The organism is Streptomyces sp. NPDC046915, assembly GCF_040644935.1.
Classification (GTDB): Bacteria; Actinomycetota; Actinomycetes; order Streptomycetales; family Streptomycetaceae; genus Streptomyces.
The window spans coordinates 89,492-104,968 of the sequence record NZ_JBEYXB010000025.1 but is presented as its reverse complement, the minus strand read 5'-3'; the positions used below and the strand labels follow the sequence as shown (position 1 = coordinate 104,968).

Annotated in this window: 2 protein-coding genes; both read right to left on the bottom strand. The window is 74.8% G+C overall.

Features of this window, described 5'->3' with window-relative positions; all coding sequences use genetic code 11:
* Complete coding sequence (locus ABZ915_RS41430; protein WP_361814236.1) at positions 1-10,563, bottom strand: type I polyketide synthase; 10,563 nt, start codon at positions 10,561-10,563, stop codon at positions 1-3.
* A 61-nt stretch (positions 10,564-10,624) separates the two neighbouring features.
* On the bottom strand, positions 10,625-15,472 hold the full coding sequence (locus ABZ915_RS41425) for a type I polyketide synthase (protein ID WP_361814234.1): 4,848 nt from the start codon (positions 15,470-15,472) through the stop codon (positions 10,625-10,627).
* Positions 15,473-15,477: the final 5 nt, after the last annotated feature.

The window sequence follows — 15,477 nt, the reverse complement described above, 5'->3', positions numbered from 1 at the left end:
TCACATTCCCTGTGTGTCGTCCAGCCCGAAACCGTCGAGCGCCATGCTGATGAGACTCTCGGCGTCCAGGTCGTCGATCGCTTCCTCGTCGGCGACGGCCGTGCCCGGCGCGCTCTCGGCGCCGTCCCCGTCGGCGAGTTGCAGCAGGGTGTCCACGACGCCCAGCTCGCGCAGCCGGGCCAGCGGGACGGTCTGCAGCAGCCGGCGGATCCTCGCCTCGTCCTCCGCGCCCGGCCCGTCCGCGCCGTCCGTCCCGCTCTCCGGGCGGAACTCCTCGGCGAAGTACTCGGCGACCGCCGTCGGGTTCGGGTAGTCGAAGACCAGCGTGGGCGGCAGGCGCAGCCCGGTGGCCTCGGCGAGGCTGTTGCGGAACTCGACGGCCGACAGCGAGTCGAAGCCCAGCTCGTTGAACTCGCGGGTCTTGCCGACGGCCGATGTGGAGGAGTGGCCGAGGACGGCGGCGGCGTGGGCCCGTACCAGGTCGATCAGTTCGTCGGTGCGGGCCTGCTCGGACAGGGCGGCCATCCGGGTGCGGAACGCCGTCGCGTCGGCGGCGGCGGCCTCCGCGCGGCGCCGGGACCGGCTCGGGGCGAGGCCGCGCAGCAGCGGCGGCACGTCCGTGGCGGACCGCAGCGCCCTGAGGTTCAGCCGCAGGGTGACCAGGGTGGCCTCGCCCTCGGTGAGCGCGGCGTCGAAGACCTCGGTGCCGGCCGTCGTGGACAGCGCCTCGATGCCGAGGCGGCCGATCCGGTCGGCGCCGGAGGCGGCCAGGTCGCCCGCCATGCCGCCCGTGCTGTCCTCGCCGGCCCACGGCCCCCACGCCAGGGACTGGGCGGGCAGGCCGGCGGCGCGGCGGTGGGCGGCGAGGGCGTCGAGGAAGGCGTTGGCGGCGGCGTAGTTGGCCTGGCCGGGGTTGCCGAGCACACCGGCCGCCGAGGAGAACAGGACGAACGCCGCCAGGTCGCGGTCGGCCGTCAGCTCGTGCAGGTGCAGGGCGGCCTCGGCCTTCGGGCGCAGCACGGCCGCGACCCGCTCGGGGGTGAGGGAGGCGAGGACGCCGTCGTCGATGACACCCGCCAGGTGCAGGACGCCGGTCAGCGGCCGGGCGGCCGGGATGCCGGCCAGCAGTGCCTCCAGGGCCGCGCGGTCGCCGGTGTCGCAGGCGACGATCTCAGCCTCGGCTCCCAACTCACTGATTTCCTGTACGAGTTCGGTGGCGCCCTCGGCCGCGGGGCCGCGCCGGCTGGTGAGCAGCAGGTGTCGTACGCCGTACCGGGTCACCAGGTGGCGGGCGAAGATCCGGCCCAGCAGACCGGTGCCGCCCGTGATCAGGACGGTGCCGTCGGGGGCGAACTCCGGTGCGGGGGCCTCTGTTTCGGTGGTGGCGCGGGCCAGGCGCGGGACCAGGTGGGCGCCGTCGCGCACGGCGAGCTGCGGCTCCCCGGAGGCGACGGCCACGGCGACGGCGGTGTCCGCCGTGTCCCCGTCCAGCAGGACGATCCGGCCCGGGTTCTCCGACTGCGCGGACCGGATCAGGCCCCACACGGCCGCACCGGCGAGGCCGGGCCGTTCCCCGTCGGCGACGGCGACCGCGCCCCGGGTGCGTACGACCAGGGTGGCGCCCTCGAAGCGCGCGTCCGCGAGCCAGTCCTGGACGGTGCGCAGCGCCGCGTCCACGGACTCCCGTACGGCGGAGGTGTCAGCGGAGGTGTCCGCGTCCCAGACGACGGCGTCCGGTACGGCGGCCTCGGCGGAGGCGGTGACCTCCGCCCAGGTCCCCACGGTCGGTACGTCGGCGGGCGTGTCGGCGGTCAGCTCCGTCCAGTCCACCCGGAAGAGCGCGTCACGGGCGGCGGACGCGCCGGAGACCTGGTCGGCGGCGGTCAGCGGGCGCAGGACCAGCGAGCCGATCGAGGCGACCGGCGCGCCGGAGCCGTCCGCGAGGTCCACGCTCACGGCACCCTCGCCGTGCGCGGTGACCCGGACTCGCAGCCGCGTGGCCCCCTCGGCGGTCAGGGACACCCCGGACCAGGCGAAGGGCAGCGCGGCCTTGCCACCGGTCACACCGGACAGCGCCACCGGGTGCAGCGCGGCGTCGAGCAGCGCCGGGTGGACGCCGAACCCGTCGGCGTCGACGCCCTCGGGCAGCGCCACCTCGGCGTACACGTCGTCACCCGCGCGCCAGGCGGCACGCAGCCCGCGGAACACCGGCCCGTACCCCAGCCCGGCCTGAGCCACCTCGTCGTAGAACCCGTCCAGGTCGATCGGCTCGGCACCCTGCGGCGGCCACACCGCCGCGTCGAACTCCCGGGCGATCTCAGCGACTTCGGCGAGCGTGCCGGTCGCGTGCCGGACCCACGGCTCGTCCTCGTCGCCGCGCGAGAAGAACAGCACGGGGCGCCGCCCGGTCTCGTCGAGGGCCCCGACCGACACGCGCACGGCCACACCGCCGCGCTCCGGCAGCACCAGCGGCGCCTCCAGCGTCAGTTCTTCCACGACCGGGCAGCCGACCTCGTCGCCGGCGCGGATCGCCAGCTCGGCGAACCCGGTGCCCGGGAAGACGGCCGCCTCCCCGATCCGGTGGTCGGCCAGCCACGGCTGCACGGCGGCCGACAGCCGCCCGGTCAGCACCACCCCGTCCGTCTCCGGCGAGGAGATGACCGCGCCGATCAGCGGGTGGTCGAGTGTGGTCAGACCGAACGAGGCCGCGTCGCCGGCGCCCTGGTTGTCCAGGATCCAGAACCGCTGGTGCTGGAAGGCGTAGGTGGGCAGGTCGATCCGGCGGGCGCCGGTGCCCTCGTAGAACGCCGACCAGTCGACCTGGACGCCCGCGGTGAACAGGCCGGCCACGGCGGTCAGGAGGGTGCGCGGTTCCGGGCGGTTCTTGCGTACGGCCGCCTCGACCACGGTGTCGTCGAGTGTGGCCCGGGTGAGGGCGGTCAGGATCGCGTCGGGGCCCAGTTCCAGGAAGCGGGTCACTCCGCGTTCGTTGAGGTGGGTGACGGTGTCGGCGAAGCGCACGGCCTCGCGCAGGTGACGGGTCCAGTAGTCGGCCGTGCCCCAGTCGTCGGTCACCTCGCCGTGGACGCCCGCGACCACCGGGATGCGGGGCGCGTCGACCGTGATGCTCTCCGCGACCAGGTGGAACTCCGACAGGGCCGGGTCCATGAGCGGGGAGTGGAAGGCGTGGGAGACGCGGAGGCGGGTGGTCTTGCGGCCCTGCTCGGCGAACTGGGCGACGATCGCATCCACGTCAGCTTCGACGCCTGAAACGACCACGGACTGGGGGCTGTTGATCGCCGCGATGCCGACCGTGTCGGACAGCACCGGGAGGATCTCCTCCTCCGTCGCCTGGATCGCCGCCATCGCACCGCCCGCCGGGAGCGCCTGCATCAGGCGTCCGCGGGCGGTGACCAGCCGGGCCGCGTCCTCCAGCGAGATCGCACCCGACACATGGGCCGCGGTGATCTCACCGATGGAGTGCCCGGCCAGGTAGTCCGGCCGGATCCCCCACGACTCCACCAGCCGGTACAGCGCCGTCTCCACCGCGAACAGGGCGGGCTGGGTGTAGGCGGTGCTGTTCAGCAACTCCTCGTCCTCACCCCAGATCACCTCGTACAACGGCCGCTCAAGATAGGCGTCCACGGCGGAGGCCACCTCGTCCAGGGCTTGAGCGAACACCGGGAACGCGGCGCGCAGTTCACGCCCCATCCCCAGGCGCTGTGCGCCCTGCCCGGTGAACAGGAACGCCGTCCTGCCGTCCACCCGGCCGCCACTGACGGCAGGAGCCGAAAGCCCCGCCAGCAGTTCCTCCCGCGACTCCGCGACCACCACGGCCCGCTGCTCGTGCAGCGTGCGACTGGTCACCGTCGAGAAGGCGAGGTCCGTCAGCGACAGCTCCTCGTCGGCCTCGACCAGCGCGCGCAGGCGGTCGGCCTGCTCGGTGAGGGCCTGCGGGGTGCGGGCGGTGACGACCACCGGGACGACCGGCAGTTCGGCGCGCTCGTCGGCCGCCGCCGGCTCCCCGGCAGGCGCCTCCTCCAGGATGACGTGGGCGTTCGTACCGCTCAGGCCGAAGGACGACACACCGGCACGGCGCGGCTGCTCTCCGGCGGGCCACTCCACCGCCTCGGTCAGCAGCTTGACGTTGCCGGCCTCCCAGTCGACGTGCGGGGTGGGCTCGTCCACGTGCAGTGTCTTGGGCAGGACACCCTTGCGCAGGGCCTGCACCATCTTGATGACGCCGGCGACACCGGCGGCGGCCTGTGCGTGGCCGATGTTGGACTTGAGGGAGCCGAGCCAGAGCGGCTTGTCGTCGTCGCGGTCCTGGCCGTATGTCGCCAGGACGGCCTGGGCCTCGATCGGGTCGCCCAGTGTGGTGCCCGTGCCGTGTGCTTCCAGGGCGTCGACGTCGGCCGTGGTGAGGCCGGCGGAGGCGAGGGCGCTGTGGATGACGCGCTGCTGGGAGGGGCCGTTGGGGGCGGTCAGGCCGTTGGACGCGCCGTCCTGGTTGACGGCGGTGCCCTTGACCACGGCGAGCACGCGGTGACCGGCGCTGCGGGCGTCCGACAGGCGCTCCACCACCAGGACGCCCACGCCCTCCGACCAGGCGGCGCCGTCGGCCGCGCCCGCGAAGGACTTGCAGCGGCCGTCGCGGGCCATGCCGCGCTGGCGGCTGAACTCGACGAAGATCTCCGGGTCGGACATGACGGTGACGCCGCCGACCAGGGCGAGGGTGCACTCGCCGGAGCGCAGGGCCTGGGCGGCGAGGTGGAGGGAGACCAGGGAGGAGGAGCAGGCCGTGTCCACGGTCATCGAGGGGCCCTCGACGCCGAGGACGTAGGAGATGCGGCCGGAGGCGATGCCGCCGGTGGACGCGTTGTGCGCGTAGTCGTGGTACATCATCCCGGCGTAGACGCCGGTCCGGCTGCCCTTGAGGGTGCGCGGGTCGATCCCGGCGTCCTCGAAGGCCTCCCAGGACGCCTCCAGCAGCAGCCGCTGCTGCGGGTCCATGAGGAGTGACTCGTTGGGGCTGATGCCGAAGAAGCCGGGGTCGAAGTCGCCGGCGTCGTAGAGGAATCCGCCCTGGTCGGTGTAGCTGGTGTCGGGGCGCAGGCCCTCGGGGTCGTGGATGCGGGCGATGTCCCAGCCGCGGTCGGTGGGGAACGCGGAGATGGCGTCGACCTCGTTCGCCACCGCCTGCCACAGGTCCTCCGGGGAGGAGATGCCGCCGGGGTAGCGGCAGGCCATGCCGACGATGACGATCGGGTCGTCGGTGCCCGGGGTGGTGGGCGCGACGGCGGCCGGGGTGGCCGGGGCGGGGGCGCCGCCGACCTCGGCGAGGAGGTGGCGGGCCAGGCCGAGCGGGTTGGGGTAGTCGAAGACGATGGTGGCGGGCAGACGCAGGCCGGTGGCCTCGGCGAGGCCGTTGCGGAACTCCACGGCCCGCAGCGAGTCGAAGCCCAGCTCCTTGAAGGCGCGTTCGGGTTCGATGGACTGGGTGGAGCCAAAGCCGAGGACGTCCGCGATCTGCTGGAGCACGATCTCCAGGACGGCGCTCTCCCGGTCGGCCTCGCCGAGAGCGGCCAGCCGCTGCTGGAGTCCGCCCGCGGCGACCTTGCCGCCGGCCTTGCGGCGGGCGGTGACCGGGGCGAGGGCGCGGAAGACCTCGCGGGCGCCGGCGCCCTGGGCGCGGATGGCGGCGAGGTTGAGCTTGACGGGGACGAGCGTGGCGTCGCCGGACCGGCGGGCGGCGTCGAAGAGGAGCACGCCCTCGTCGTTGGCGATGGGCAGGACGCCGCCCTGTGCGGCGATCCGGGTGCGCTCGGCGTCGGTGAGGGCGCCGGTCATGCCGCTGGCCTCGCCCCAGAAGCCCCAGGCTAGGGACTGGGCGGGCAGGCCGGTGGCGCGGCGGTGGGCGGCGAGGGCGTCGAGGTAGGCGTTGGCGGCGGCGTAGTTGGCCTGCCCGGGGTTGCCGAAGGTGCCGGCGACGGAGGAGAACAGCACGAACGCGGCGAGCTCCCGGTCGCGGGTGAGGTCGTGCAGGTGGGCCGCCGCGTCCATCTTGGGACGCAGGACGGCGTCGAGGCGCTCGGGGGTGAGGGAGGCGAGGATGCCGTCGTCGAGGACGCCGGCGAGGTGGATGACGCCGTTGAGGGGGTGTGCGGCGGGGATGCCGTCGAGGAGGGCGGCCAGGGCGTCGCGGTCGGCGGCGTCGCAGGCGGCGATCTCCACCTCCGCTCCCAACTCGCTTATCTCTGCGATGAGTTCGGCGGCACCCTCGGCGGCGGTGCCGCGGCGGCTGGTCAGCAGCAGGTGGCGTACGCCGAGCTCGGTGACCAGGTGGCGGGCGAAGACGCGGCCCAGGACTCCGGTGCCGCCGACGAGCAGCACGGTGCCGTCGGGGGTGAACTCGGGTGCCTCGCCCTCGGGTTCGGGGGCGCGGACCAGCCGCGGGGCGAGGAGGGCGCCGTCGCGCAGGGCGAGCTGGGACTCGCCGGTGGCGACGGCCGCGGTGACGTCGGTGTCCGTCGTGTCCGCCGTATCCGTGTCCAGCAGGACGATCCGGCCCGGGTTCTCGGACTGCGCGGACCGCACCAGGCCCCAGACGGACGCACCGGCGAGGTCGGTGACGTCGTCGCCGGGGCCGGCGGCGACCGCGCCGGTGGTGCTCACGACCAGGGTGGCGGCCGTGTACCGCTCCTCGGCCAGCCATTCCCGTACGACGTCCAGGGCGTGGTGGACGGCGGTGCGGGCGTCCTCGGCCGAGGTGCCGGGGGCGGGGCGGTGCACGACCACCTCGGGGACGGTGTCCCCGAGGGCGTCCCAGGTGCCGACGGTGAGGGCGTCGGCGCCGGCGGGCGGCACGGGCTGCCAGTCGACGCGGAAGAGGGCGTCGCGGGCGAGGGAGCGGGCGGTGTCGGTCTGTTCGCCGGTCAGGGGGCGCAGTACGAGGGAGTCGACGGCGGCCACGGGGGCGCCCGCGGCGTCGGCCAGGTCGACCGAGACCTCGCCCTCGCCCAGGGCGCGGACCCGGACGCGGACGGCGGTGGCGCCCTCGGCGGCGAGCGAGACGCCGGTCCAGACGAACGGCAGGGCGGCCTGGTCGCCGGTGACGCCGGTGAGGGCGACGGTGTGCAGGGCGGCGTCCAGGAGGGCGGGGTGCAGGCCGTAGGCGGAGCCGTCGACGCCCTCGGGCAGCTGGGCCTCGGCGTAGAGGTCGTCGCCGGTGCGCCAGGCGGCCTTCAGGCCCTGGAAGACGGGGCCGTAGCCGAGGCCCTCGGCGGCGACGGCGGCGTAGAAGTCCGCCAGGTCGACGGGTTCGGCGCCGGCCGGGGGCCACTGGGCGGTGTCGAAGGGGCGCGGCTCGGCGGCGGCGCGGCTGAGGGTGCCGACGGCGTGCCGGGTCCAGGCGCCGGAGGCGTCCTCGGCGCGGGAGTGGACGGTGACCGTGCGCCGGCCCGCCGGGTCGGGGGCGTCGACGGTGACGCGCAGGGCGACGCCGCCGCGCTCGGGCAGGATCAGCGGTGCTTCGAGGGTGAGTTCGTCGAGGGTGGTGCAGCCGGCCTGGTCGCCGGCGCGGACGGCGAGTTCGACGAAGCCGGTGCCAGGGAAGAAGGCGCTGTCGCCGACGCGGTGGTCGCCGAGCCAGCCGTGGGTGGCCAGGGCGAGCCGGCCGGTGAGGGTGAAGCCGTCGCCGTCGGGGACGGTGACGACCGCGCCGAGCAGCGGGTGGTCGGCGGGCTCCAGGCCGGCGGCGGCGACGTCGCCGCGGACGGCGGGTGCCTCGGCCCAGTAGTGCTCGCGCTGGAAGGCGTACGTGGGCAGGTCGACCGGGGTGGTGGGGCCGCCGAAGAACTGCGCCCAGTCGACCGGGGCGCCGGCCACGTGGGCCTCCGCGAGGGAGGTGACGAAGCGGTCCAGGCCGCCCTCGCCGCGGCGCAGGGAGCCGACGCCCGCGGCTCCGGCGCCGGTGGAGGTGACGGTCTCGGCGAGTCCGACGAGCAGCCCGGGGTGCGGGCTGGCCTCGACGAACAGGGTGAAGCCGTCGTCGAGGAGGGCGCGGGTGGTCTCCTCGAAGCGGACGGTCTGGCGCAGGTTGCGGTACCAGTAGCCGGCGTCCAGGCCGGAGGTGTCGACGGGGGCGCCTTCGACGGTGGAGTAGAAGCCGATGGGCGCGGAGCGCGGGGTGACGTCGGCGAGGGCGGGGATCACCCGGTCGCGGATCTCCTCGACGAACACCGAGTGCGAGGCGTAGTCCACGGGGATCTTGCGGGCCTGGACGTCGCGGGCGGTGAGCTCGTCGTACAGCTCGTCGAGGGCGTCGAAGGCGCCGCAGACGACCACGGAGGTGGGGCTGTTGATGACGGCCAGCTGGAGCCGGCCGTCGAAGCGGGGCAGCAGTTCCTCCGCCTCGGCGACGGGCAGCCGTACGGACATCATGCCGCCGAGCCCGGCCAGTCCGTCGCGGATGATCTGGGCGCGCAGGGCGACGACGCGGGCGCCGTCCTGGAGGGTGAGGGCGCCGGCGGCGGTGGCCGCGGCGATCTCGCCCTGGGAGTGGCCGACGACGGCGTCGGGTTCGACGCCGAAGGAGCGCCACAGCTCGGCCAGGGAGACCATCACCGCCCACAGCACCGGCTGGACGACGTCGACCTCGGCGAAGGTGGGGGCGCCGTCCCGCTCGTACAGGACGTCGAAGAGGTCCCAGTCGACGAACTCGGCGAGGGCCTCGCCGCAGGCGCGCAGCTTCTCGGCGAACGCCGGGTGGGATTCGAGGAGTTCGATGGCCATGCCGGCCCACTGGGAGCCCTGGCCGGGGAAGACGAAGGCGATACGGGGGTTGCCGACGGCGGTGCCGCGGACCACGTGGGCCGCCTTGTCGCCGGCGGCGAGCGCGTCCAGGCCGGACAGCAGGCCCTCGCGGTCGCCGGCGAGGACGACGGCCCGCTGGTCGAAGGGGGTGCGCCGGGTCAGCAGGGAGTGGCCGAGGTCGGGCAGGCCGGCGTCGGGGTGCTCGCGGACGAACGCGGCCAGCTTGGCCGCCTGGCCCTTGAGTGCCTGGCCGCCGCGCGCGGAGACCAGGTGCGGCAGCACCGGCGAAGCGACGGCGGGCGGCACGGGCTCGGCGGGCGCGTCGGCGTCGGTGGCGGTGTCGGCGGACTCCGCGGCGACCGCGGGGGCCTCTTCGAGGATGAGGTGGGCGTTGGTGCCGCTGAGGCCGAAGGCGGAGACGGCCGCGGTGCGCGGGTGGTCCTCGGCGCGCTCCCAGGACACGGGCTCGGTGAGGAGTTCGACGTGGCCGGCGTTCCAGTCGACGTGGCTGGAGGGCCGGCTGACGTGCAGGGTGCGCGGCATCAGGCCGTTGCGCATGGCCATCACGGTCTTGATGACGCCGCCCACGCCGGCCGCGGCCTGGGCGTGCCCGATGTTGGACTTGAAGGAGCCCAGGCGCAGCGGCCGTTCGGCGGTGTGGTCCTGGCCGTAGGTGGCGAGCAGGGCCTGTGCCTCGATGGGGTCGCCGAGGGTGGTGCCGGTGCCGTGCGCCTCGACCAGGTCGACGTGGGAGCCGGGGATCTGGGCGTTGGCCAGTGCCTGCCGGATGACCCGCTGCTGGGCGGGGCCGCTGGGCGCGGTGAGGCCGTTGGAGGCGCCGTCGGAGTTCAGGGCGGAGCCGCGGATGACGGCGAGGACCTGGTGGCCGTTGCGGCGGGCGTCGGAGAGCCGTTCCAGCAGGACGACGGCGGCGCCCTCGGCCCAGCCGGTGCCGTCGGCGGAGTCGGAGAACGCCTTGCAGCGGCCGTCGGGCGAGAGGCCCTTCTGCTTGCTGAACGCGACGAACGGCGACGCCGTCGACATGATCATCACACCGCCGGCCAGGGCGAGTCCGCACTCGTGGTTGCGCAGTGCCTGCGCGGCGAGGTGGAGGGAGACCAGCGAGGAGGAGCAGGCGGTGTCGACGGTGAGGGAGGGGCCCTCGAAGCCGAGGACGTAGGAGACGCGGCCGGAGATCACCGAGGAGGCGCGGGAGGTCGCCATGTAGGCCTGGACGGCCTCGGGGACGCCTTCCTCGTTGTCGCCGTAGTCCTGGATGCCGGAACCCATGTAGACGCCGACCCGGCCGCCGCGCAGGGTCTCCGGGTCGATGCCGGCGCGTTCGAACGCCTCCCAGGACACCTCCAGGACGAGCCGCTGCTGCGGGTCGGTGCCCTCGGCCTCCATGGGGCTGATGCCGAAGAAGCCGGGGTCGAACTGGCCGGCGTTCTGAAGGAATCCGCCCTCGTGGACGTAGCTGGAACCGGGGGCGTCGGGGTCGGGGTCCATGAGGGCCTCGAGGTCCCAGCCGCGGTCGGTGGGCATGCCGGTGACCGCGTCGCGGCCCTCGGCGACCAGCTCCCACAGCTCCTCGGGCGTGGTGATGCCGCCCGGGTAGCGGCAGCTCATGGCCACGATCGCGATCGGTTCCCGGGCCTGGGCCTCGGCGTCCTGCAGCCGCTGGCGGGTCTGGTGCAGGTCGGCCGTGACCTTCTTCAGGTAGTCGAGGATCTTCTCGTCGTTTGCCATGTCGGGTCCCACCGAGTCCTTTGCCGCGTCCTTTGGTGAATGGGTCGTCAGTTGTGCTCGGTCAGGCCAGGCCGAGTTCTTGGTCGATGAAGGCGAACACGTCGTCCGCGGAGGCGGATTCGAGCTGCCCGCGGACGTTCTCGCCGCCGCCCTGGAGGTCGGTGAGCCTGCCGACCAGGGCCTGGAGCCGGGAGGTGAGGTGGCTGCCGCGGATCTCCTCCGGGTCGAGGGAGGCCGCGAGCTGCTCGAAGCGGTCCAGTTCGGCGAGTACGTCCGTGCCGCCGGAGCCGTCCGGGAACAGCTCGGTGCGCAGGAAGCCGGCCAGGGCGGCCGGGGTGGCGTAGTCGAACACCATGGTGCTGGGCAGGCTGACACCGGTGGCCTCGCTGAGCCGGCTGCGCAGCTCGACCGCGGCGACGGAGTCGAAGCCCAGGTCCTCGAAGGGCCGGGTGGGTTCGAGGTCGGCCGGGGAGTCGTAGCCGAGCAGGCCGGCGACCTTGCCGCGGACCAGGTCCAGCAGGGCCCGGGTCTGTTCCGCCTCCGGCTTGCCGGCCAGCTCGGCGACGAGGCCGGTGCCGCTCGCCGCGGCGGGCGCGGCCGAGGCGCCGGTGAGGATGTCCCGGACCTCGGGCAGGGCGTCGAGCAGCGGGCGGGGCCGGGCGAGGGTGTAGGTGGGGACGAAGCGCTCCCAGTCGAACTCGGCGACCACCAGGTGGCTCTCCTCGTGCTCGACGACCTGGCGGAGCGCGCCGACCGCGATGGACGGCCGCATGGCGGGGGCGCCGATGCGCCGCATCATGGCGGCGAGTTCGGCGTCGACCATGCCGCCCTCCCAGGAGCTCCACGCGACGGAGGTGACGGTGCGGCCCTGGGCGCGGCGGCGGTGGGCGAGCCCGTCGAGGTGGGCGTTGGCGGCGGCGTAGGCGCCCTGTCCGGCGCTGCCCCACACGGCGGCGCCGGAGGAGAACAGCACGAAGGCGTCCAGCGGCCGGTCGCCGAGCAGGTCGTCGAGGTGCAGTGCGCCGGTGACCTTGGCGTCGGCGACCTCGGCGAACTCCGGCAGCGGCAGGTCGGCCAGGGGTGCGATGCGCTGCATGGCGCCGGCCGCGTGCACGACCGCGGTCAGCGGCAGTTCCTCCGGTACGGAGTCCAGGACCCGGGCGAGGGCGGCGCGGTCGGTGACGTCGCAGGCCTCGACGGTGACCTTGGCGCCGAGTGCCTGGAGTTCGGCGGTGAGTTCGTCGGTGCCGGCGGCGGCCCGGCCGCGGCGGCTGGTGAGCAGCAGGTGTTCGGCGCCCTCGGCGGCGAGGGTCCGGGCGACGTGCGCGCCGAGGCCGCCGGTGCCGCCGGTGATGAGGACGGTGCCGTGCGGCCGCCAGCTGCGGCGGGGGGCGGTGGTGCCGATCGGGGCGCGCACCAGGCGTCGTACGAACATGCCCTGGGGGCGCAGGGCGACGGCGTCCTCGCCGGTGGCGCCGGTGAGCCAGGCGGCGAGCCGACGGGCGCCGCGGTCGTCGAGTTCGGCGGGCAGGTCGGCGATGCCGCCGTAGGTGCCAGGCAGGTCCAGGGCGAGCGCGCCGGCCAGTCCCCACAGCGGGGTCTGGGACACGGCGGTGACCTCGTGGGCGCCGGCCACGGCGGCGGCCTGGGAGGTGATCAGCCACAGCGGCGCGGTGACCTCGGCGTCGCCGAGGGCCTGGACCAGGGTGACGGTGGCGGCGAGGCCGCGGCTGAGGACGGGGTGCGCGGGGTGCGGGCGTTCGTCCAGGGCGAGCAGGGACAGCACGCCCGCCGCGGTGTGCTCGCGCAGGGTGGCGGCGAGGGTCGCGCGGTCCTCGCCGTCGGTCTCCAGGACGTCCGGGGTGGCGCCGTGCGCGGCGAGCCCGGCGACCACGGCCGTCACCCGCGGGTCGGCGGCCGACTGCTCCGGTACGACGACCAGCCAGGTCCCCGACAGCGCCGGTTCGGCGGACGCCGCCTCGGGGGAGGGCTGGAAGACGATCCGGTAGCGCCAGGAGTCCAGGGTGTGCAGGTCGTGGTGGACGCGCCGCCAGCGGGCGAGCGCGGGCAGCACCTCGGCGAGCGGGCCCTCCTCGATCTCCAGCCGGCCGGCGAGGGTGGCGGCGTCGGCCTGTTCGACGGCGTTCCAGAAGGCGGTGTCGGCTGCGCCGTCGACCGTGCCGGGGGCGGCGGCCATGCCGGGGGTGGCGGGGGCGGCGTCGGCCCAGAAGGTGCGGTGCTGGAAGGGGTAGGTCGGCAGGTCCACGCGCCGGCCGCCGCGCCCGGCGAAGAACGCCGCCCAGTCGGTCCGGCCGCCGCGCGCGAAGGCCCGGCCGACGGCGTCGAGCAGGGTGCGCTCCTCGTCGCGGTCGCGGCGCAGCACCGGGGCGACGACGGCGCCCGGCGACAGCGAGTCGCCCGCCATCGGGGTGAGCGCGGCGTCGGGGCCGAGTTCGAGGAGGACGCGGACGCCGGCGGCGTCCAGGGTGCGCAGCGCGTCGGAGAAGCGGACGGCCTCGCGGACGTGCCGCACCCAGTAGTCGGGGTCCTGGAGTTCGCCGGGTCCGGCGGCCCGGCCGGTGAGGTTGGAGACGACCGGGATACGGGCCTCGTGCCAGGTGACGCTCGCGGCGACGGCCCGGAAGCCGTCCAGCATCGGCTCCATCAGCGGGGAGTGGAAGGCGTGCGAGACGCGCAGTTCGCGGGTCTTGCGGCCCTGCTCCTTGAAGTGGGCGGCGATCGCGAGGACGGTGTCGCGGGCGCCGGAGACGACGACGGAGGACGGTCCGTTGACGGCGGCGATGCCGGTGTCGTCGGTGAGGTGGGGGCGGACCTCGTCCTCGGTGGCCTGGACCGCGGCCATCGTGCCGCCCGCCGGCAGGGCCTGCATCAGCCGCCCGCGGGCGGTGACCAGCCGGGCCGCGTCGGCGAGGTCGAGGACGCCGGAGACGTGGGCGGCGGTGAGCTCGCCGATGGAGTGCCCGGCCAGGAAGTCGGGGCGGATGCCCCAGGACTCCACCAGCCGGTACAGGGCGGTCTCGACGGCGAACAGGGCGGGCTGGGTGTACGCGGTGCTGTTGAGCAGCTCCTCGTCCGTACCCCACATGACGTCCTTCAGCGGGGTGTCGAGGTGTGCGTCGAGCGCGGCCACCGCCTCGTCCAGGGCGGCCGCGAACACCGGGAACGCGGTGTGCAGTTCACGTCCCATGCCCAGGCGCTGGGCGCCCTGCCCGGAGAACAGGAACGCGACCTGTACGTCGGGTTCGGCGACCCCGTGCGCCACCGAGTCCGGGATGTCCCCGCCGGCGAGCGCGGTCAGTTCCCGGGTCAGTTCCTCGGTGCCGGCGGCGAGGAGCACCGCCCGGTGTTCGAGGGCGGCGCGGGTGGTGGCGAGGGACAGGGCGAGGTCGGTGACGGACGCGGGGTGCTCGGTGAGGTGGGCGAGCAGCGTGGCGGCCTGGGCGCGCAGGGCGTCGGGGGACTTGGCGGACAGCGGCAGCGGTACGACGGCGGCGGCCGGGGCCGGGGTGGCCTGGTCCTCGGCGGCGGTCTCCGGTTCCGGGGCCTGCTCGATGATGACGTGGGCGTTGGTGCCGCTCAGGCCGAACGCGGAGACGGCGGCGCGGCGGGGGTGTCCGCGGTCGGGCCAGGGCACGGCCTCGGTGAGCAGGGCGATGTTGCCCGCCGACCAGTCGACCTCGGTGCTGGGCTCGTCGACGTGCAGGGTCTTGGGGAGCAGGCCGTGCCGGATCGCCTCGACCATCTTGATGACGCCGCCGACGCCCGCCGCGGCCTGCGCGTGCCCGATGTTGGACTTGATGGAGCCCAGCCACAGCGGCTGGTCGGCGGGGCGCCCCTGCCCGTAGGTGGCGAGCAGCGCCTGGGCCTCGATCGGGTCGCCGAGCGTGGTGCCCGTGCCGTGCGCCTCGACGGCGTCGACCTGGTCGGCGGTGAGCTGGGCGCCGGCCAGGGTCTGCCGGATCAGCCGCTGCTGGGCGGGCCCGTTGGGGGCGGTCAGGCCGTTGGAGGCGCCGTCCTGGTTGATCCCGGAGCCGCGTACGACGGCGAGCACGGGGTGACCCTTGGCGCGGGCGTCGGCGAGCCGCTCCAGGACGAGCATGCCGACGCCCTCGCCCCAGCCGGTGCCGTCGGCGGCGGCGGCGAAGGACTTGCAGCGGCCGTCGGGGGCCAGACCGCGTTCCTGGCTGAAGCCGACGAACGAGGTGGGCGTGGCCATCACGGTGACCCCGCCGGCCAGCGCGAGGGTGCACTCCCCGGCGCGCAGCGCCTTGACCGCCCAGTGCAGTGCGACCAGCGAGGAGGAGCAGGCGGTGTCGACGGTGACCGCCGGGCCCTCCAGGCCGAGGTTGTAGGAGATGCGGCCGGAGGCGACGCTGCCCAGGCCGCCGGTGCCGCCGTCGGAGGGGTAGTCGTGGTAGACGACTCCGGCGAAGACGCCGGTCCGGCTGCCCTTGAGGGACAGCGGGTCGATCGAGGCGCGTTCCAGGGCCTCCCAGGAGGTCTCCAGGAGCAGCCGCTGCTGCGGGTCGGTCTCCCGCGCCTCCTTCGGGCTGATCTTGAAGAAGTCGGCGTCGAAGGCGTCCGCCTCGTGCAGGAAGCCGCCTTCGCGCGCGTAGGACTTGCCGGGCGTGCCGGGCTCGGGGTCGTACAGGTTGTCCACGTCCCAGCCCCGGTTGAGGGGGAAGCCGGTGATGCCGTCCCCGCCGGAGGCCACCAGGTTCCACAGGTCCTCGGGGGAGTCGACCCCGCCGGGATAGCGGCAGCTCATCCCGACGATCGCGATCGGCTCGTGCTCGCGCGCCTCGGCCTCGCGCAGCCGCCGCCTGGCGCTCTGGAGGTCGGCCGTCGCGCGCTTGAGGTAGTCGCGGAGCTTGTCCTGGTCAGGCATCTGAG

What these genes read in the sequence shown, in the direction of transcription:
- ABZ915_RS41430 (WP_361814236.1), bottom strand. Translation starts at nt 10,563, where the DNA reads ATGGCAAACGACGAGAAGATCCTCGACTACCTGAAGAAGGTCACGGCC.
- ABZ915_RS41425 (WP_361814234.1), bottom strand. Translation starts at nt 15,472, where the DNA reads ATGCCTGACCAGGACAAGCTCCGCGACTACCTCAAGCGCGCGACGGCC.